The organism is Schaalia sp. HMT-172, from assembly GCF_030644365.1.
GTDB lineage: Bacteria > Actinomycetota > Actinomycetes > Actinomycetales > Actinomycetaceae > Pauljensenia.
Window position 1 is genome coordinate 679,645 of sequence record NZ_CP130058.1, and the last position, 18,743, is coordinate 698,387.

The following is an 18,743-nucleotide window of genomic DNA, read 5'->3' on the forward strand; positions in this document are numbered from 1 at the left end:
ATTGTTACCTGCCTTGGTGCAGGTGGGGAAACGGTTGTTGTCCGCAAATGCGTGCCAATCTGGGTCTTTAGTCATGGGGTCGTTCCTGGGGGTGTAGTCGGTCACGTGGGCGGGGGTGGTGAATCTCCCAGAGGGTGGTCACAACAGGGAATTAGCTGCTCAGATCGGTAATCTCTAAGGTGAGGCCCGATCCCTATCCAGGACTCGCCGCTTGGCGGGAGGGCATAGACACAAAAAAGGAAGTCATATGACGCTGGATCTGACGCAGTCGCTGCCCTCGCACGTGCGTGCGACCTCCGGGCGCCCCGTTGAAGACTCGACTCTGATGGAGGTGTGGCAGGGTCTGTCCGCTGCCATCGTTGATCAGATCGCTGACAACTGGGCCGCCACCAACGAGCGTTACGCCAAGGGCCGTCAGGAACACTACTTCTCCGCTGAGTTCCTCATGGGCCGCGCCCTGCTCAACAACCTCTCGAACCTCGGCCTCGTCGAGAAGGCTCGCGAAGCCCTGGCCGCCTACGGCCTCGACCTCGGCCAGGTCCTCGAAGAGGAACCGGACGCCTCCCTCGGTAACGGTGGCCTCGGCCGCCTCGCCGCCTGCTTCCTCGACTCCTGCGCCACCCTGGACCTGCCCGTGCGTGGCTACGGCATCCTCTACCGCTACGGCCTGTTCAAGCAGCTCTTCGACAATGGCTTCCAGACCGAGCATCCGGACCCGTGGATGGAGGAGGGGTACCCCTTCGTCACCCGCCGCGAGGAGCTCGCTCGCATCGTCTCCTACGCCGACCTGACCGTGCGCGCCGTCCCCTACGACATCGCGATCACCGGCTACGGCACCAAGAACGTGGGCACCCTGCGCCTGTGGAAGGCCGAGCCCATCGAAGAGTTCGACTACGACGCCTTCAACTCCCAGCGCTTCACCGACGCAATCATCGACCGTGAGCGCACCATGGACATCTCCCGCGTCCTGTACCCCAACGACACCACGTTCGAGGGCAAGGTCCTGCGCGTGCGCCAGCAGTACTTCTTCTGCTCCGCCTCCCTACAGGAGATCGTCGAGAACTACGTGCGTCACCACGGCGAGGACCTCACCGGCTTCGCCGAGTTCAACGCCGTCCAGCTCAACGACACCCACCCGGTCCTCGCCATTCCCGAGCTCATGCGCATCCTCATGGATGAGCACGGCCTCGGCTGGGAAGAGGCCTGGAAGGTTGTCTCCAAGACCTTCGCCTACACGAACCACACGGTTCTGGCCGAGGCCCTCGAGACCTGGGACATCCACATCTTCGACCGCCTGTTCCCGCGCATCGCCGAGATTGTCCGCGAGATCGACCGCCGCTTCCGCATCGACATGGCCGAGCGCGGCCTCGACCAGGACACCATCGACTACATGGCCCCCGTCTCCGGCAACACCGTGCGCATGGCCTGGATCGCCTGCTACGCGTCCTACTCCATCAACGGCGTCGCCGCCCTCCACACGGAGATCATCAAGCGCGACACCCTCAAGGAGTGGTACGCGATTTGGCCCGAGCGCTTCAACAACAAGACCAACGGCGTGACCCCGCGCCGCTGGCTCAAGCAGTGCAACCCCCGCCTGGCCGCCCTCCTCGACGAGGTCACCGGCTCCGACGCGTGGGTCCGCGACCTCACCGTGCTCTCTGACTTCACCGAGGCCGGCACCGACGACGTGCTCACGCGCCTGGGCGAGATCAAGCATGCCAACAAGGTCGACTTCGCCGCGTGGATCAAGGAGCGCGAGGGCGTCGAGATCGACCCCGACTCGATCTTCGACGTGCAGATCAAGCGTCTGCACGAGTACAAGCGTCAGCTGCTCAACGCCTTCTACGTCCTGGACCTGTACTTCCGCATGAAGGATGACCCGACGCTGGACACCCCCAACCGCGTGTTCATCTTCGGCGCGAAGGCCGCCCCCGGCTACATTCGCGCGAAGGCCATCATCAAGCTCATCAATGCCATTGGCGAGCTGGTGAACAACGACGAGGACATCAACGGCCGCATCAAGGTCGTCTTCGTCCATAACTACAACGTCTCGCCCGCCGAGCACATCATCCCCGCCGCCGACGTCTCTGAGCAGATCTCGATGGCCGGTAAGGAGGCCTCGGGCACGTCCAACATGAAGTTCATGATGAACGGCGCCCTCACCCTGGGTACCCTCGACGGCGCGAACGTCGAGATTCTCGAGGCCGTGGGTGATGAGAACGCCTACATCTTCGGCGCGACCGACGATGAGCTGCCCGAGCTGCGTCGTCACTACGACCCCCGTTGGCACTACGAGAATGTCCCCGGCCTCAAGCGCGTCATCGACGCCCTGACCGACGGCACGCTCGATGACTCCAACTCCGGCTGGTTCCACGACATCCGCCACTCGATCCTCGAGGGTGGCTACGATCCGGCCGACGTGTACTACGTCCTGGGCGACTTCGCCGCGTACCGTGAGACCAAGGATCGCATGGCCGCCGATTACCGCGACCAGAAGGCCTGGAATGCTCGCGTGTGGGCGAACATCTCCCGCTCCGGCCGCTTCTCCTCGGACCGCACGATCTCCGACTACGCTCGCGAGGTCTGGAAGATTGAGGGTGAGCCGATCACCTGACGCGCTCGCGTAGGGGAGGCCCGGAACCGCATGGTTCCGGGCCTCTCTTGTTGTTTGAGGGCTAGTGCTTGTATCGGTCTGTGAGTCAACTGTATTAGTGGGTTGACACAGTTGCGAGACTGTGTCATTGTATTAGTGTATTAATACAGCAAGACAGGAGGGACACATCGATGCGCATCGATGACACCCGCCCCATCTGGATCCAGCTGGCCGACAGCTTCCGCGCCCGCATCACCGACGGCACGTGGAAGCCCGGCCAAAAGATCCCCTCCGTCCGCGACCTCGCCATCGAGGCCGGCACCAACCCCAACACCGTCCAGCGAGCCCTCGCCGCACTCGACGACGAAGGACTCACCGTCCCCAAGCGGACGGCCGGACGATTCGTCGCCACCGACGACAGCGCACTACGCGCCCTCCGCCAGGAGGACGCCCGCGCCGCGGCCGACGCCTTCATCCGCGCCTGCCGAGCCCTCGGCGTCGATGTTGAAGGTGCCCACGGCCTCGTCGATGAGCGCTGGAACGCGGACCTGTAACCCAGGAGGACACACTCTCATGACCACCCAACCCACAGGAGTGAGCGCGGCTGGCCCCGGCCTCGTCGAGGTCGTCGGCCTGACGAAGAGCTACCGAGCGACCCCCGCCCTGCGCGACTACAGCCTGAGCCTGGAGGCCGGGCACATCGTCGGCCTCATGGGCCCCAACGGCTGCGGTAAAACGACGCTGCTCAAGATTCTCGCCGGCGTCCTCTCCGACTACGAGGGCACCGTCACTATCGACGGGCACGCGCCCGGCGTCGCCACCAAGGAGATCGTCTCCTACCTGCCCGACGCCGACTACCTCAACCCTGAGTGGACGGCTGCGGACGCGATCCGCATCTACTCCACCTTCTTTAGCGACTTCGACGCCGACAAAGCCGCCTCGATGGTCGACTTCTTCGGACTGCCCACCGACCGCCGCCTCGGCGAGATGAGCAAGGGCATGGGGGAGAAGCTCCAGATCAGCCTCGTCATGTCCAGGCGCGCCCGCGTGTTCCTCCTCGACGAGCCCATCAGCGGCGTCGACCCTGCCACGCGCGACGTGATCCTCGAGGGCATCCTGCGCGAGTTCGACCCCGCGTCGCTGCTCATCATGTCCACCCACCTCATCTCCGACATCGAACACTTCGTCGACTACGCGCTCTTCATGAAGGACGGGCAGGTCTTCCTGCGCGGCGATGCCGACGACCTGCGCGCCTCCCACGGCGATTCCCTCGACGCCATCTTCCGGAAGGAGTACCGCTGATGTTCACCAAGCTGCTTGCCTACGAGATCCGCTCGCGTTTCCGCACGGACGCTCGCTCCTTCGGGGCGTTCATCGTTGTGATCGCGGTTGCCGCGGGAATCGTCGCCGCGGGGCTGCCGGGGATCAGCGGCTCCACCGCTGTCCTCGCCTACGCCCTGTGTGCGCTCACGCCGGTCGCCTGCGCGATCGCGGCAATGGCCGACTACTGGAAGACCCTCTACGGGCAGCGCGGTTACTTCACGATGAGCCTGCCGATCTCCGGAAAGGTCATCTTCTGGGCGAAGAACACTCGCGTCATGATTGAGTGCCTTCTGGCCCTCGCCCTGGCCGTCGGCGGAATCCTTGCCGTCGCGTCGGCGGCCGCGTGGAGCGACGGCATCAGCCTCGCCGAGTACACGGCCGGACCGCGTTCCGTCGTGGCCGGAATGCCCACCTTCACCGTGGCCCTCATGATCGCCGCGCAGCTCATCCTTGCGATGTCCTGGATCGTACAGGGCTGCGCTGTCATGTCGATTGGCGCCCAGGGGCGTTTCAATCACCTCGGCTTCGGAGCCCCCATTATCGGTTTCGTGCTGGTGTACGTCGTCAACCAGGTGCTTTCCACGGTTGGCACGTTCTTCCTTCCGCTGTCCGTCACGACCGACGGCCACTTCTCCACCGAGATCATGTGGACCTCGTACCTGGCGACGATGGGAACCGACGGCCACCCGAACGTCATCGGCATCGGCTCCTATGTCCTCGTGCCCCTCTTCGCCCTGATCCTGGGCCTGTGGGCCTCCCGCTCGATCGAGAAGCACACGTCCCTGCGCTGACGGCGTGATGCGCTGAGTGGCAGTCGGCGGTGGGATAGGGTTGTTGCATCCGATCCCGCCGCCGACTCGTTGTGTGAGGAGCGCAGATGACAGCCGAGGGACCCCGCTTCGGGGCCACACCCCAGAACCCCGACCTGCTGCGGTGGATCGGCATTCAGGTCCTCCTTCTCGTCATCGCCTGGGTGATCGGCATGGTCGTGCGGCGCCTCCTGGCCTCGCGCATGACGATGTCCACGGCCTCGGCGACCCTCACCGGCCTGGGTGGCCTGTGGGGCGGCCTCCTGGTCGCAGGCTGGATCTTCTCCTCCTCCGACATGTGGCGCCCCGCGATGATCGGCGTGGCCGCGCTCGTGGCCCTCGTCGTGGTCGTCATCGTCTCCCTGATTGTCGCGTACCTGCATCCGCGCCCCGGCCTCGACCCCATCGCCGAGGTCGCCACACGCGGCGAATCCGACTCCCTCGAATTCAAGTCGAGCGCCCGCTGGAACATGCGCGCCGGCAAGCGTGACGACGCCATGGAAACCGTCATCGCCAAGACGGTCGCCGCGTTCATGAACTCCGGCGGCGGCACCCTCCTCATCGGCGTGGACGACGACGGGCTCCTCATCGGGCTGGGCCCCGACTACGCGACCCTCAAGACCCCGGACGCCGACCGCTTCGAGCTGTGGATCCGCGACCTGTGGGGCCAGCGCCTGGGGACCAACGCGGCTGCGCTGCCCCTCCTCGACTTCGCCGAGGCCACGGATCCCCAGGAGGGGTACGAGCGCCAGGAGGTGTGCCGGGTGACGATCCCGCCGTCCACGCGCCCCGTGTACCTGAAGGGCCCCAAGGGCAAGGGCGAGGCCGAGCTGTGGGTGCGCGTCGGCAACTCGACGCGGCGCCTCGACGTGACCGATGCCGTGCAGTACGTGGCGATGCGCTGGCCCGAATCCGTGCGCGTCTCGCCGCTGACCCGCATCCGCCTGTTCCTCACCATGAGCCGCCACCGCGACACCCCCACCCGCCTGCCGCGCGTCGTCGAACGGACGCTCACCGAACGCCTCTTCAGTGAGCGGGCGCGGCACGGTGGTGGGGCGTCTGGCGGGGTGTGAGCCGGAGCGGTTCTGCGCTGCAGGACGGAGCACCAGGCATTTGAGGTTGCCGATGGAACAATGCAGTCGCGCGGGGGCTTGTTGCTCAGTGGCGTAGCGCTGTCGGCTGCGGCTCGGTTGGGGCTCGTTGGAGCAGCAAGAACTAGTGTTTCCTCAATTGGGCTTGTTGTGGGAGGTGGTGCGCCCGATCCGTAGGCATTACACCTCGTGGAGCCTGTCAATTTTTCTGTGTATGGGGGTTAGAGGTAGGGGGTGATTCGGTCGGGGTAGGCGGTGGTGAGTTGGGCGCCACATCCCCAACGGAACCAGTATCGCCAGACACGGTGACTGTGCAGCGTGCTGGTCGTCCAACCGCAGGTGTGATCGCCGGGGGTGAGCAAACCCGGCCATGTAGCACGTGAATTTCTGCGTGGAACCAACGCAATCGAACCGTGCGACCCTCGCCAACTTCATGAGGCCGCGTATTCCTGGGAGCCCGCTGAGAGAATGCCAAACGATAGACAGGGACAGCGGCGTGCAACTGGTTTACGCTGAAAGCAGCCCCAGAAAGGAGCCGCTGATGCCAGCAAAACCCCAGATCATTGCCGATCCTCAGACCAACCGTGGAACCGCCTTCACCATCGACGAGCGCAAGCGCTTCGGGCTGATGGGTCGTCTTCCCGCAGCTGTCGAAACGCTCGAACAACAGGCCGCACGCGCCTACAAGCAGGTGTGTCGACTCGACGACGACCTCGACAAGTACATCTACCTCGAACAGCTGCACGACCGCAACGAGACGCTCTACTACAAGGTCATCATCGACCACATCGCCGAACTCCTACCCGTCATCTACGATCCGACGATCGGCGAGGCCATCAAGAAATGGTCCGCAGACTACCGCCGCTCGCGCGCCATCTACCTGTCCGTCGATCGAGTCGAGGATGTGCGGCCCACGTTTGAAGGCCTCGGCCTCGGCCCCGATGACGTTGATCTTCTGGTCGTCTCCGATGCCGAACAGATTCTCGGCATCGGCGACTGGGGTGTGAACGGCACCGACATCTCCGTCGGCAAGCTCGCCGTCTACACGGCCGCAGCCGGTATTGACCCCTCGCGCGTCATCGCGGTCAACCTCGACGTCGGCACCGACAACGAGGAGCTGCTCAACGACCCCGATTACCTCGGCAACCGCCATGGTCGTGTGCGCGGAGAACGTTACGACGCCCTCGTCAATGAGTACTTGAGTGTTGCATCCGAGCTCTACCCGCACGCGCTCCTGCATTTCGAGGACTTCGGCGCTTCGAACGCGCGCCGCATCCTCGTCAACAACCGGGATAAGTACCGCATCTTCAACGACGACATGCAGGGCACCGGAGCGATCGTCATCTCCGCTGTCATCGCGGGCATGAAGACCAACGGCACGACCTTCGCGGACCAGCGCCTCCTTGTTTACGGCGCGGGGACTGCGGGAACCGGCATGGCCGATCAGATCCATGCGGGCATGGTGCGCGCGGGACTGACCCCCGAGCAGGCGAAGGACCGCATCTGGCTGATCGACCGCGCCGGACTGGTGACCGATGACATGGAGGGGCTGCCCGATTACCAGGCGGCCTACGCGCGCAGCGCCTCCGAGGTCGCCGACTGGGAGCGCAAGGACGGTGCGATCGGGCTACTGGAGACCGTTCGCCGCATCCACCCGACGATCCTGATCGGAACGTCGACGGACCACGGTGCCTTCACGCAGGATGTCATCGAGGCGCTGAGCGACGGGTGTGAGCGGCCCATCGTCCTACCCCTGTCGAATCCGACGGAGAAAATCGAGGCCATGCCACAGGACATCATCGCCTGGTCCAAGGGACGCGCGCTGGTGGCCACGGGCATTCCGATCCTGCCCTTCGACTACGAGGGGACGACCTTCCACATCGGGCAGGGAAACAACTCGTTGCTGTACCCGGGCCTGGGGCTGGGAACGATCGTGTCCGGTGCCCCTCGCGTGACTGATGCGATGATTCTGGCCGCCGCCGAGGCCGTGGCCAGTCAGGTGACATCGCACGAGCTGGGTGCGTCCCTCCTGCCGCCGGTGGACCACTTGCGTGCGTCGTCGGCGACTGTCGCGGTTGCCGTCGTCCGTCAGGCTATCGCAGATGGCCAGTGCGACATGGATCCGGGTGATGTCGTCGAGGCCGTTCGCCGCGCCATGTGGCAGCCGGTCTACCAGGACCTGGAGAGCTGAATTGTGAGAGCAAGGCCGCGCCGGTTCCCGTGGGGCAGCCGGCGCGGCTTCTTGTGAGACGGAACGTATTCGCGGTTGTGCTTGTTGTGGGAGGCGGTGCACCCGATCTGTAGGCATTGCACCCCTTCTGATCGGGTGCATCGCGACGTAACGGGTGTAGCGCCTGTCGTTCGGAGCCGGGCGAGCATGTCGAATCTGTGTCGCAGCGTCCGAGGCGGACGCTTGGGGTCTGCGGGGACGAATTGCCCGCGGTTGGGCTTGTTGCTAAGTGGTGTTACACCACTTAGCGGGGTATTACACCAGCTCGGAGGTGGTGTAATGCTCCCTAACTGGTGTAATGCTCCCTAAATGGTGCAGTGCCTCTCGTGCGGAGCCGGGGCGAGCGTTTCGAGGCTGTGTCCTAGCGTCCTAGGTAGCCGGTTGGGGTCTGTCGGAAGGAAAAGCCCGCAGTTGTGCTTGTTGTGGGAGGCGGTGCACCCGATCCGTAGGCATTACACCCCTTCTGATCGGGTGCATCGCAACGTAACGGGTGCAGCGCGACGTAACGGGTGCAGCGCGACGTAACGGGTGCAACGCTGCGTGAGCTGGGCTTGTAGAACGCGGGCAGGGGATGTGATTGACCGCCAGATCCGCGTTAAAGCTCGTTACCGATGGGGTGTTGCACCCGATCGGGAAGATTCAACCCCTTCTGATTGGGTTGAATCTTCCCTAACGGGTTGAACGTTCCCGATCAGGTTGAATCCTGCGGCCCAAACATGCGAAAAGAGTAGCTGGCCTACAACGAGGCTGACGACACCCGCGTACCTGCGGCCCCGATGTGCCACCAGAGCAGTGCGGTCAGTTGGTGGGCTGCATGTGCGCGGCCAGCAGTGACATTGGTGCTAGTAAAACGCTGCAATCATGCTTCTTCGCTTCGCCCTAAACAGGGGAGGGGCCCAAGCCTCGCGGCGCGGACCCCTCCTCGTGTCGTATCAACGCGGCGCGCTAGCGCCTCACTCGCCGCCCTTGCGGCGGCGGATGCGCTTGCGGGCGCGGGGCGCGCGCTCAGAACCAGCAGCAGAACCGGAGCCAGCCGAACCACCATCACCGGAACCCGAACGCGGCGAGTGCTCGCCGCGGCCACGGCCACGGGTGCCGCGGTCGGAGCGGCCTCCCTTGCCGGCGTTCAGCGTGCGATCGCCGTCCTGGGAGCCGCGACGTGACCCGCGCGAACGCGACCCCTCGGAAGAAGCACCACGCGCGGAGCGCCCACGGCCGCCACGCGACCCCGAACGCGAACCGCCGCGCGACCCGGAACGGCCGCCCCGGCCTCGTCCCTCGGAGCGGGGAGCGGAGCCGCCCAGATCCTCGAGGACCTCGGCGTCCAGGCCAGCGCGCGTGCGCTTCGCGCGCGGCAGACGACCGGTCGTGCCCTCCGGGATGTCCAGGTCGGTGAACAGGTGGGGGGAGGTGTGGTAGGTCTCGAGCGGATCCGGCACGCCCAGGCCCAGCGCCTTGGAGATGAGCGACCAGCGCGGCGTATCGTCCCAGTCGACGAAGGTGACGGCCGTTCCCGAGTTGCCCGCGCGGCCCGTGCGCCCGATGCGGTGAATGTAGATCTTCTCGTCTTCGGGGCACTGGTAGTTGATGACGTGCGTGACGTCGTCGACGTCGATGCCTCGCGCGGCGACGTCGGTGGCGACCAGGACGTCGACCTTGCCGTTACGGAAGGCGCGCAGAGCCTGCTCGCGCGCGCCCTGGCCCAGGTCGCCGTGCAGTGCGCCGACCGCGAAGCCGCGGTCCGTTAGGTCCTCGCCGAGGCGGGCGGCGGTGCGCTTGGTGCGGCAGAAGATGATGGTGCGGCCGCGACCCTCCGCCTGGAGGATGCGGGCGACGACCTCGACCTTGTTCATGGCGTGAACGCGGTAGATGACCTGCTTGACCGTGTTGACGGTCTGGTTCTGGTCGTCGGGGTCCTGCGCGCGGATGTGGGTCGGCTGGACCATGAAGCGGCGGGCGAGGGCCACGACGGGGCCGGGCATGGTCGCGGAGAACAGCATGGTGTGGCGGTTCTCGGGGACGCGGGCCAGCAGCGTCTCAACATCGGGCAGGAAGCCCAGGTCGAGCATCTCGTCGGCCTCGTCGAGGACGACGGTCTCGACGCCCGACAGGTGCAGGTGGCCCTTGCGCAGCAGGTCGATGAGGCGGCCGGGCGTGCCCACGACGATGTCGGCGCCACGCTCGAGAGCCTCGATCTGGGGTTCGAAGGCGACGCCGCCGTAGATTTCGACGATGCGGGTGGACAGGTACTTGGCGGCGTCGCGCAGGTCCTGGGCGACCTGCTTGGTGAGCTCGCGGGTCGGCAGGATGATGAGGGCCTGCGGCTGGTTCGGGTTGAGCAGATCCTCGTAGCCCTCTTCGTCGGGCGCAATGACGTCTTCGAGGACGGGGATGCCGAAGCCGAGGGTCTTGCCGGTGCCGGTCTTGGCCTGGCCGATGATGTCGTGGCGGTCCAGCGCGGGGCCGAGCGTCAGGGCCTGGATCGGGAAGGGGTGCGTGATGCCCTTGTCGTCGAGGGCGTCGACGATGGGGTCGGTGACGCCGAAGTCCGCGAAGGACTTCTGCTCGAGGTTCTCGCCGCCCTTGTCAGTAATGTCAGGGGTGGCTTCTTCGACCTCGGGGGCCGCGGGCTTGATGTTGCCCAGGCGGACGACGCCTGCGGAGTATTCAACGGACGAGGCCTGGGCGGGGGCCTGCGTGGTGGCCTCGCTCTGGGTGGTGGCGTCGTTGTCGTGGGTGGGCTCGATGGCCTCGGTGCTCGTGTTAGTCACGATCTGCCTTGTCTCCCGGGCTATTCCGGGGTTGGGGTCGGTGCCGATCGCGCATTGTCTGGCGCGGGGATTGTCGTCCGCGCGAACGTGTGATGATCCTCAAGAATGCGACCGGGCGTCCGGTGGTCACCTTTCAGTGTAATGGCGTGGGAGCCGACAGCGGTGGAGGCGCTGGTCACAGCGCAGCGGGCGCGGGTGGGGGCAGCGGGTGCGGGTGGTGTTGCACGCGTCGAATGGGGAGCCGTGGAGCTTGTCAGGCACTATGCTGTAGTCATGGCACACGAATTTGATTCCGTCCCCGCCGACGACGCCGAAGTCCTTGGTATTCTCGCCTATTCGTCGCTCGCGTTTATGACGCGATTGGCGAAGGACGGCGAGCAGGCCCCCACGTTCGAGGCGCATGTGGAGCATGCGCGCATGGCGGCGCGCTGTTTCAAGCTCTACCAGCAGCTGGAGGTGTGGAGCGGCCATCGCGGCTTTGATCTGCTGGCGGCAGGGGACGCGTTCTCGGGCGCGTACGACGATTTGGATGCGCGCACGCGTCCCACGACGTTCGCGGAGCGCGCTGTCAAGACGTTCATTACGCGCGGCATGCTGGGTGACATGTTGATTCGCGTCGCGCAGGTGCACGGCCTGTTCGAGGGGATCGAGGACGTGTGGCCTTTCGAGCAGGGGCATTGGGTGCGTGCGCACCTGGGCCCGCAGATTGAGGCGGATCCGCAGCTGGCGGATCGTCTGTCCCTGTGGGGTCGCCGCGTGGCGGGCGAGGCCCTGGGCCTCGTGCGTGCGACGCTGTTCACCTACCCGTCGCTGGCGGTCTCCCCGGAGAACGTCGATGAGATCACGGAGTACGTGATCAAGCGCCACGGGGAGCGCATGAGGGACATTCACCTGAAGGCCTGAGGCCGCAGGGTATAGACGAGGCCGGGGAGCGCGAGCGGTTCAGTTCCGCAGTGCGCTCCCCGGCCTCGTTTGTTTGGGCGCGAATTAGTGGATCGCGAATCCGACGCGGCGCTCGGTCTTGGCGGCGATCTGCACGTAGCCGAGGGCGTGGGCGGGCACGAGGGTGCGCTGGCCCTTGGTGTCGGTGAGGTCGAGGACGCCGTGGGCGGAGGCAAGGGCCTCGTTGACCTTGGCCATGAGCTCGTTTTCGCTCATGTCGACGTCGAGGCCGAGCTGGCGCGTGTTGTCGCGGATGCCGATGAAGATCTCCATGCTGACTCCTTGCTGGTAAATGTCGTCATGGCCATCATATGTGCCGCAGATGTGGGTGGGGTCTGCGAGTATTGCGTTATGAGCGAAATCAAGGTCAGGTTGCGGCGCCGCCCGGAGGGTTGGTGGCGCCTGCCAGAGCTGAATGCTGAGCAGCGCGCGGTTGTGGTGGCGGCGCGCTCGGGCGACGTGATTGTGCGCGGCGCGCCGTCCTCTGGCCGTTCGACGTGCGCCCTGGCGGTGTTCGAGCAGGCGGTGAGTGCGGGCTCTTCGGCGTTGATTCTGGCCCCCGACCGCACGCGCGCGGACGTGTTGACGCCGCGCGCGCAGGCGCTCGGCCCCGCGGTGGTGCGCCCGGTGCGCACGCCCGCGTCTTTCGCCTATCAGGTGGTGGCGACGTGGCGCACTCAGCGGGAGGTGCCGCTGGAGGGCGTCGAGCTGGTGACGGGCGCGGCCCAGGATCAGGCGTTGGCCGAGCTGCTGGCGGGCATGGATGCTCCCTGGCCGGAGGAAATCGGCGAGCAGATGCGCGCGATGCCGGCGTTTCGCGCGGAGCTGCGTAACCTGGTGGCCCGCGCGGGCGAGGCGGGGATGGGCGCGGCTTCCCTGTCCGAGGCCGGGGCGCGTTTCGGGCATCCCGAATGGGTGGGGGCGGGCGCGATTGTCGCGGCCCTGGAGGAGGGGCCCGAGCATTCCCCGGAGTACCCTCAGACGCTGCGGGTGGACCTGTCGCGCATCCAGTCCCTGGCCGCGGAGCTGATCGGGACGTGGCAGGGGCGCGCGGAGGAGCGCGGCGTGCAGGCGCCGTGCCCGGTTCCCGACGTCGTCATCGTGGATGACCTGCAGGATTGCACGCCGTCGACGCTGACCCTCCTGAATGCGTGCCGGGACGCGGGGGCCCGGATCATCGCGTTCTCGGATTCCGACGTGGCGGTGGCAGGGTATCGCGGGGGTGAGCCGCACCTGGACCGTCGTCTGGCCTCGGCGCTGGGCGTTGAGATCGCGGAGCTCGGCCAGGTCTACGACACGTCCCGCGCGGTGCGTGAGCTGGCGCGTCAGGCGTGCGCGCGCATCGCCCAGTCCGGCTCTCCCGCCCGTCGCGGCGCGCAGGTCGCCGATGACGCGCCCGAGGGGGCGCTCGTCACCCATCTGGGGGCCACGCCCTCGCAGATGGGCGCGCTCATCGCCCGCGCTCTGCGTTCCCGGCACCTGCATGACGGCGTCGATTTTTCGGATCAGGTTGTCATCGTGCGCAGTGCCTCCATGGTCGCGGAAACCAGGCGTTACCTGGCTCGCGGCGGTGTCCCCCTGGCCGGGGGCGGCAGGGCTTTCGACTTTGCCTCGCAGCCCACGACCCGCCTTCTCTTGGATCTCGTGACTCTTCCGACGGGGGACAGCGACACCGACGCGGCCCAGCGCCGCGAGCTCGCCGAGCGCCTCTTGCCGTCGGCGCTCGTCGGGGCGGATGCCCTGGCCGTGCACCGGCTGCTGCGTCGCTTGAACGCCGCGCGCGCCCAGGCCGCCGAGGAGGCGGGGGAGGAGGCCGCGCTGATCCCGCTGACGGTGGCAGACCTCGTGGACGAGCCCGACACGTGGCGGTCCACCCTCGAGGCGGGGGCGCAGGCCTCGGGCCGACGCGGGTGGAACGACCGCACCCTCGCGCGCGCGCTTGAGACGGCGGTGCGCATGTGGGAGCTGGGCAGGCAGGGGAACGCCCGCCCGCAGCAACGCTTGTGGGAGCTGTGGGAGGCCGCCGGCGTCGCCGATGACTGGCGCTCGCGTGCCATCGCCTCGGACGAATCCTCCAGCTGGTACGACGATCAGCTGGACGCGGTCGTCGCGCTCATGCGCGTCGCCGACGTGTGGGAGCAACGCAACCCGGCCGGATCCGCGCGTGATTTCGCCTCGGAGCTGTTGGCGGGGTCGGTTCCCATCGACACGATCTCGCGCGTGGGCGTGCGACCCGGCGGCGTCGAGGTCCTCACCCCCGCGCAGGCGATGGGCCGCCGCTGGCAGGTCGTGGTCCTCGCCGGCCTCCAGGACGGGGCGTGGCCGAATCTGCGCCTGCGCGACCGGATCCTGCGCGCCGACCTGCTGGCGGACGTGGGGGCTGGCAGGTTCGCCGTGGGCGAGGACGGGCGTGAGGAGCTCATCGATTCGACGCGGGCCGCGCGCCGGGCCGTCCTGGACGACGAATACCGGCTCTTCGTCGCGGCCATCACGCGCTCGCGGTGTTACGTGCACGCGGGGGCTGTGCGCTCGGAGGATGCCGCGCCCTCCGTGTTTTTCGACATGGTGGCGCGCCTGGCGGGCACGCCCCGCGAGGACGACGTGGTGCCTTTGGACCAGGTGGACGCGCCCCTGTCCCTGCCCGGTCACATCGCGGATCTGCGCGCGCGTGCCGCCTCGGATGATCGGGTGGACGCCGAGCTTGCTGCCACGCTCCTGGCTCTCATGGCCCGCGAGGGCATCGCCTCGGCGCAACCGGAGCGCTGGCTGGGCGCGGGCGGCACGCCCACGACGGCGGAACCCTACGGTGGTGACGTCACGCTCTCGCCGTCGCAGTTCGAGCGGGCGCTTGCCTGCCCGCTGCGGTGGTTCCTCACGACCATCGGCGCGGACGGACCCTCGACTGCGGCGGCCAGCCTGGGCACGCTCGTTCACGCGCTGGCCGAGGAGAACCCGCACGGCAGCGCGCAGGAGCTGACCGAGGCGCTTGAGGCGCGTATCGAGGAGCTGGGTTACAACCTGGACACGTGGGCTGGGCGGCACGCGGATCGGCGCGCGCACGCCATCGTTGACAACTTGGCCTCCTACATGGCGGGTGTTCCCGGCCAGGTGGAGGTCGAGCGATCGGTCGAAGCCCAGGTGGAGGGGGTGACGATCCGCGGGCGCATGGATCGCCTCGAACATGTCGACGAGGGCGTGCGCGTCACGGACCTGAAGACGGGCAAGAGCGGGTACAGCGCGAAGACCGTCCCCGATAATCCGCAGCTGGCGGCCTATCAGATGGCCCTCCTCGCTGCGGGGGAGCGGGTCGCGGGCGCGCGCATCGCCCTGCTCGGGGACAAGAAGCCCCAGTCCTTCGATCAGCGGCCCCTGGAAGGGGAGACGCTGGAGGGGTGGCGCGAGAAGGTGCGCGAGGTCGCTGCCATCGCGCGCGGCCCCTACTTCCCGGCGACGCCCTCGGATAAGGCCTGCATGTATTGTTCTTTTGATCGGCTGTGCCCGGCTCGGGAGCGCGGCCGTAAGGTGGTGGAGTGACGTGGCGGGAGACAGTGCGATGACCCTGAGCGCAACCCAGATTCAGGCGATCGTCGATGCGACGAAGACACCGACCCCGGAGCAGGAGCGCGTCGTGGAGGCTCCGCGCAGGCCGCTCCTCGTCGTCGCGGGCGCGGGCTCGGGTAAGACGGAGACCATGTCGATGCGGGTGCTGTGGCTCCTGGCCAACCACCCGGACTTGACGCCGGCCTCGATCCTGGGACTGACCTTCACGCGCAAGGCGGCGGGCGAGCTCGGCGACCGACTGCGCGAGCGTATCCGCCTGCTGTCGCGCGAATTGCCGCAGCTGAGTGAGCGCTTGGATGAGGACCCGGTGACGCTCACGTACAACTCGTTCGCGGAGCGCATCGTGTCCGAGCATGGGATGCGCATCGGGATCGACCCGGACTTTTCGATGCTCTCCGAGGCCGGCGCCCTCGACATGATGACCCAGATTGTCGAGGCGTGGCCCACGGACTTGGACGATGACCTGAGTCCCGCGGGCGTCGTGGGCAGGGTCCTGCATCTCGCGGGTGAGATCGCCGAGCACGGCTACACGGTGGAGAGTGCGCGCCAGGCATTGGAGGGGTTCGGGCGGGAGCTGGAGATCGTGGGGGACTCGAACAAGGCGGCCCAGAAGCTGCATCAGGCGAACCAGCGCCGCATCGCATTCCTCGGTCCGATCGAGGCCTACCAGAAGCGCAAGCGGGAGATGGGCCTCCTGGATTTCTCGGATCAGCTGGTGCTGGCCACTCGCATCGTGCGCGAGGTTCCCTCCGTGCGCGCCGCGCTGCGCGAGGAGTTCCGCGCGGTGCTCCTCGACGAGTTCCAGGACACCTCCGTCATCCAGATGGAGCTGCTGTCCACTTTGTTTGGCGACCACGCGGTGACTGCGGTGGGCGACCCGAATCAGGCGATTTACGGGTGGAGGGGGGCATCGGCCTCGTCCCTGGAGACGTTCCTGGAGCGCTTCCAGACGGGGGCACCCGAGGAGGGGCAGACTCTCACGCTGTCGACCGCGTGGCGTAACGACGTGTCGATCCTGGACGCGGCGAATCGCGTGGCCGAGCCCCTGCGCGAGGTCGCATCCTACCAGGCGGGCAAGGAGCAGCTGAACGCGCAGTCTCCCGTCCTGGTCCCGCGTCCGGGGGCGGGCCGCGGCGTCGTCGAGATCGCCTACCCGGCCGCCTACGAGGACGCGCTGGCGGCGACGGTCGACTTCGTGCGGCGGGTTCGCGCGCAGCCGGTCACGGACGGCAAGCGGCGCACGGTCGCCGTCCTGAGCAGGCGCCGCAAGGACTTCCCGTTGATCGACGCCGCTCTTCGTGAGGCGGGGATCCCCACGGAGATCGTGGGGCTGGGCGGGTTACTCGACCAGCCGGCCGTGCAGGATGTGCGCGCGGCCCTGGAGTTGGCCTACGATGTGGCGGCGTCCCCGTGGCTGGCGCGCCTCTTGGCGGGCATCGACCTGGGGGCCACCGACCTGATGGCGCTTGGCGACTGGGCGCGTGCCTTGGCGCGTCGGGAGGGGGCCAGTTCCCACCAGGCGGTTCTCCTGGATGCCGTGGATGACCCGCCGGCCCCCGGCTGGGCGGACAAGGGGCGTCCCGCGATCAGCGAGGAGGCGGTGCGCCGCGTGCGCCTGCTGGGCGAGCGCCTGCGCCAGGTCCGCGAGGGCGTGGGCCGCTCGATCACCGAGCAGGTCGAGCGCGCGATCCTCATCATGGGGACACTGGACGACGTGATCGCGGACCCGCTGTCGATGGGCGGGCGCGCGGCGCTGGACGAGTTCATTGCCGTGGCCGCCGCCTATGAGAAGGAGACGCCGGGGGCCTCGCTCGGCTCGTTCCTGGCGTACCTGAGGTTGGCGGATGAGCGTGAGGATGGGCTTGACGCGCCGCTGGGGGAGCCGGATCCGAAGGCCGTTCAGATCCTGACGGTGCACGGCTCGAAGGGCCTGGAGTGGGATGGCGTCGTCGTCTTTGGCCTGTGCGATGGCGTGTTTCCCTCGCATAACAAGAGGACCAGCGTGGAATGGACGGAGGATGTTCCCCCTGCCAACGCGTGGTTGACGGACAGCGGGGCGCTGCCGCATCCGCTGCGAGGGGATTGTGGGGACCTGCCCCCGTTCGTGCCCGTCGTCGAGGGTTCCCGGACTGCTTCCGCGGCATACGACAAGTGGGCGACGCAGGTCTACAAGCCTTCCGTCGGCGTGTATGCGGAGCGTGAGGAGCGGCGCCTGGCCTACGTGGCGATGACCCGTGCGCGCAGCGCGCAGCTGTTGGTGGGGTCGTGGACGTCGGACTTCAACATGAAGGTTGCTCACCCGTCTCGCTACCTCATGGAGGCCAGCGCCCAGCTGTTCGGTCATACTCCGCAGCCCAAGCAGGGAACGGCGGGGGCCGTGGAGGATCGCGGCGTGTGGGGATCAGGTGCCTGGCGCGACCTCGGCGTCGAGCCCGCCGCGGGGGAGGAGGCCTGCCTGATTGCCCCGATTCCGGGTGAGGAGGAGCGCGAGGCGCTGAGCGCGCGGGCGCCCTCGGGGACGTTCCCGACGGCGCCGGGGCCGTCGCGTCAGCGGGTCGCGGCAGCGGCGGCGTCCGTGCGCGTGCAGCTACGTGAGTTCGCGCAGGATAGGGACGTGTTCGAGGCCTTGGCGGAGTTGGGCGATGACCCGGCGGTGAGCGACACGATCGCCCTGATCGAGGAGGATCGGCTGGGCCGGGAGGCGCCTGTCGTGGACCTGTGGGCCGAGCGCGTGCCGGCCACGTCTGTCTCTTCGCTGGTGCAGGATGCGGGTGAGTTCGCGCGCGATATGCGTCGGCCGATGCCGGTCAAGCCCAGTTCTTTCTCCGCGCTGGGCACGGTCTTCCACGCGTGGGCCGAGCGCGAGCTGCACATCGCGGGGGCCGATCCTGCTGCCGAGGCCCAGGATCCATCGGCGGTCGCGCCCGGTGAGGACTCTGCGCTGTCGGGTGGTGGCGACGGGGCGGACGAGGCCTTGCTGACCGCGAAGGAGCGCGAGCTGCTCGAGAGGCTGCGCGCCAACTTCCGCGCCTTTGTTGCGGGCGAGCTGGCGGATTACCGGGCCGTCGCTATCGAGGAGGCCTTCGCCGTGGAGGTGGGCGGCGTGTCTGTACAGGGCCGCATCGACGCTGTTTTTGAGCGCGTGAGCGGGCAGGGGCCGCGATTCCTGGTTGTGGATTGGAAGAGCGGTCAGCCGGTCACGCGCACGACCAAGCCGGAGAAGCTGGCGTATTTCGTGACGCAGCTGCGCCTGTATCGGCGGGCCTGGGCAGAGCGCGTGGGCGTGGATGCCGCCGAGGTTGGCGCGATGGTCGCGTTCCTGGCGGGCCCGTCGCACTACACGCTTGAGGCTCTCGAGCGGATGCTTGGCGGTGGTGCGCAGCCGCTGGACCAGGCCGTGAAGGGGGCGCTGGGGCAGTGAGC

The 18,743-nt window shown here is 67.4% G+C and carries 11 protein-coding genes; 9 read left to right on the forward strand and 2 right to left on the reverse strand.

Features of this window, described 5'->3' with window-relative positions:
- Nucleotides 1–247: 247 nt before the first annotated feature.
- The 6 genes from QU663_RS02795 (at nucleotide 248) to QU663_RS02820 (ending at nucleotide 8,007) form a co-directional block, all read left to right on the forward strand.
- The gene (locus QU663_RS02795) at nucleotides 248–2,614 is read left to right on the forward strand and encodes a glycogen/starch/alpha-glucan phosphorylase (RefSeq protein ID WP_021611936.1); all 2,367 of its coding nucleotides are present in this window, start codon (nucleotides 248–250) and stop codon (nucleotides 2,612–2,614) included.
- 170 nt (nucleotides 2,615–2,784) lie between these two features.
- A complete protein-coding gene (locus QU663_RS02800; RefSeq protein ID WP_009058020.1) occupies nucleotides 2,785–3,147 on the forward strand; it encodes a GntR family transcriptional regulator in 363 nt (120 codons plus the stop codon).
- A gap of 19 nt (nucleotides 3,148–3,166) precedes the next feature.
- Entirely contained in the window at nucleotides 3,167–3,895 is a 729-nt protein-coding gene (locus QU663_RS02805) for an ABC transporter ATP-binding protein (RefSeq protein WP_021611935.1), read from the forward strand.
- The gene (locus QU663_RS02810; RefSeq protein WP_021611934.1) at nucleotides 3,895–4,707 is read left to right on the forward strand and encodes a hypothetical protein; all 813 of its coding nucleotides are present in this window, start codon (nucleotides 3,895–3,897) and stop codon (nucleotides 4,705–4,707) included. The genes QU663_RS02805 and QU663_RS02810 overlap by 1 nt, the downstream gene beginning before the upstream one ends.
- Before the next feature lie 86 nt (nucleotides 4,708–4,793).
- Nucleotides 4,794–5,798, forward strand: coding sequence for a helix-turn-helix domain-containing protein (locus tag QU663_RS02815; RefSeq protein WP_021611933.1), 1,005 nt, complete (start codon nucleotides 4,794–4,796; stop codon nucleotides 5,796–5,798).
- A gap of 559 nt (nucleotides 5,799–6,357) precedes the next feature.
- The gene (locus tag QU663_RS02820) at nucleotides 6,358–8,007 is read left to right on the forward strand and encodes an NAD-dependent malic enzyme (RefSeq protein ID WP_021611932.1); all 1,650 of its coding nucleotides are present in this window, start codon (nucleotides 6,358–6,360) and stop codon (nucleotides 8,005–8,007) included.
- A 992-nt stretch (nucleotides 8,008–8,999) separates the two neighbouring features.
- On the opposite strand, the gene QU663_RS02825 is transcribed toward QU663_RS02820, so the two are convergent.
- A complete protein-coding gene (locus QU663_RS02825) occupies nucleotides 9,000–10,817 on the reverse strand; it encodes a DEAD/DEAH box helicase (protein ID WP_021611930.1) in 1,818 nt (605 codons plus the stop codon).
- A gap of 273 nt (nucleotides 10,818–11,090) precedes the next feature.
- Here QU663_RS02825 and QU663_RS02830 point away from each other — a divergent pair, with 273 nt between their 5' ends.
- Nucleotides 11,091–11,720 (forward strand): ferritin-like fold-containing protein, encoded by a 630-nt coding sequence (locus QU663_RS02830; RefSeq protein ID WP_034481388.1) that lies wholly within the window; start codon nucleotides 11,091–11,093, stop codon nucleotides 11,718–11,720.
- 84 nt (nucleotides 11,721–11,804) lie between these two features.
- On the opposite strand, the gene QU663_RS02835 is transcribed toward QU663_RS02830, so the two are convergent.
- Nucleotides 11,805–12,032 carry a DUF3107 domain-containing protein gene (locus tag QU663_RS02835; protein WP_009058027.1) on the reverse strand — a complete coding sequence of 76 codons (228 nt, stop codon included), beginning with the start codon at nucleotides 12,030–12,032 and terminating at the stop codon, nucleotides 11,805–11,807.
- Between the two features lie 78 nt (nucleotides 12,033–12,110).
- Here QU663_RS02835 and QU663_RS02840 point away from each other — a divergent pair, with 78 nt between their 5' ends.
- Nucleotides 12,111–15,293 carry a UrvD/REP family ATP-dependent DNA helicase gene (locus tag QU663_RS02840; RefSeq protein WP_034481385.1) on the forward strand — a complete coding sequence of 1,061 codons (3,183 nt, stop codon included), beginning with the start codon at nucleotides 12,111–12,113 and terminating at the stop codon, nucleotides 15,291–15,293.
- Between the two features lie 19 nt (nucleotides 15,294–15,312).
- Complete coding sequence (locus QU663_RS02845; RefSeq protein WP_034481415.1) at nucleotides 15,313–18,741, forward strand: ATP-dependent DNA helicase; 3,429 nt, start codon at nucleotides 15,313–15,315, stop codon at nucleotides 18,739–18,741.
- Nucleotides 18,742–18,743: the final 2 nt, after the last annotated feature.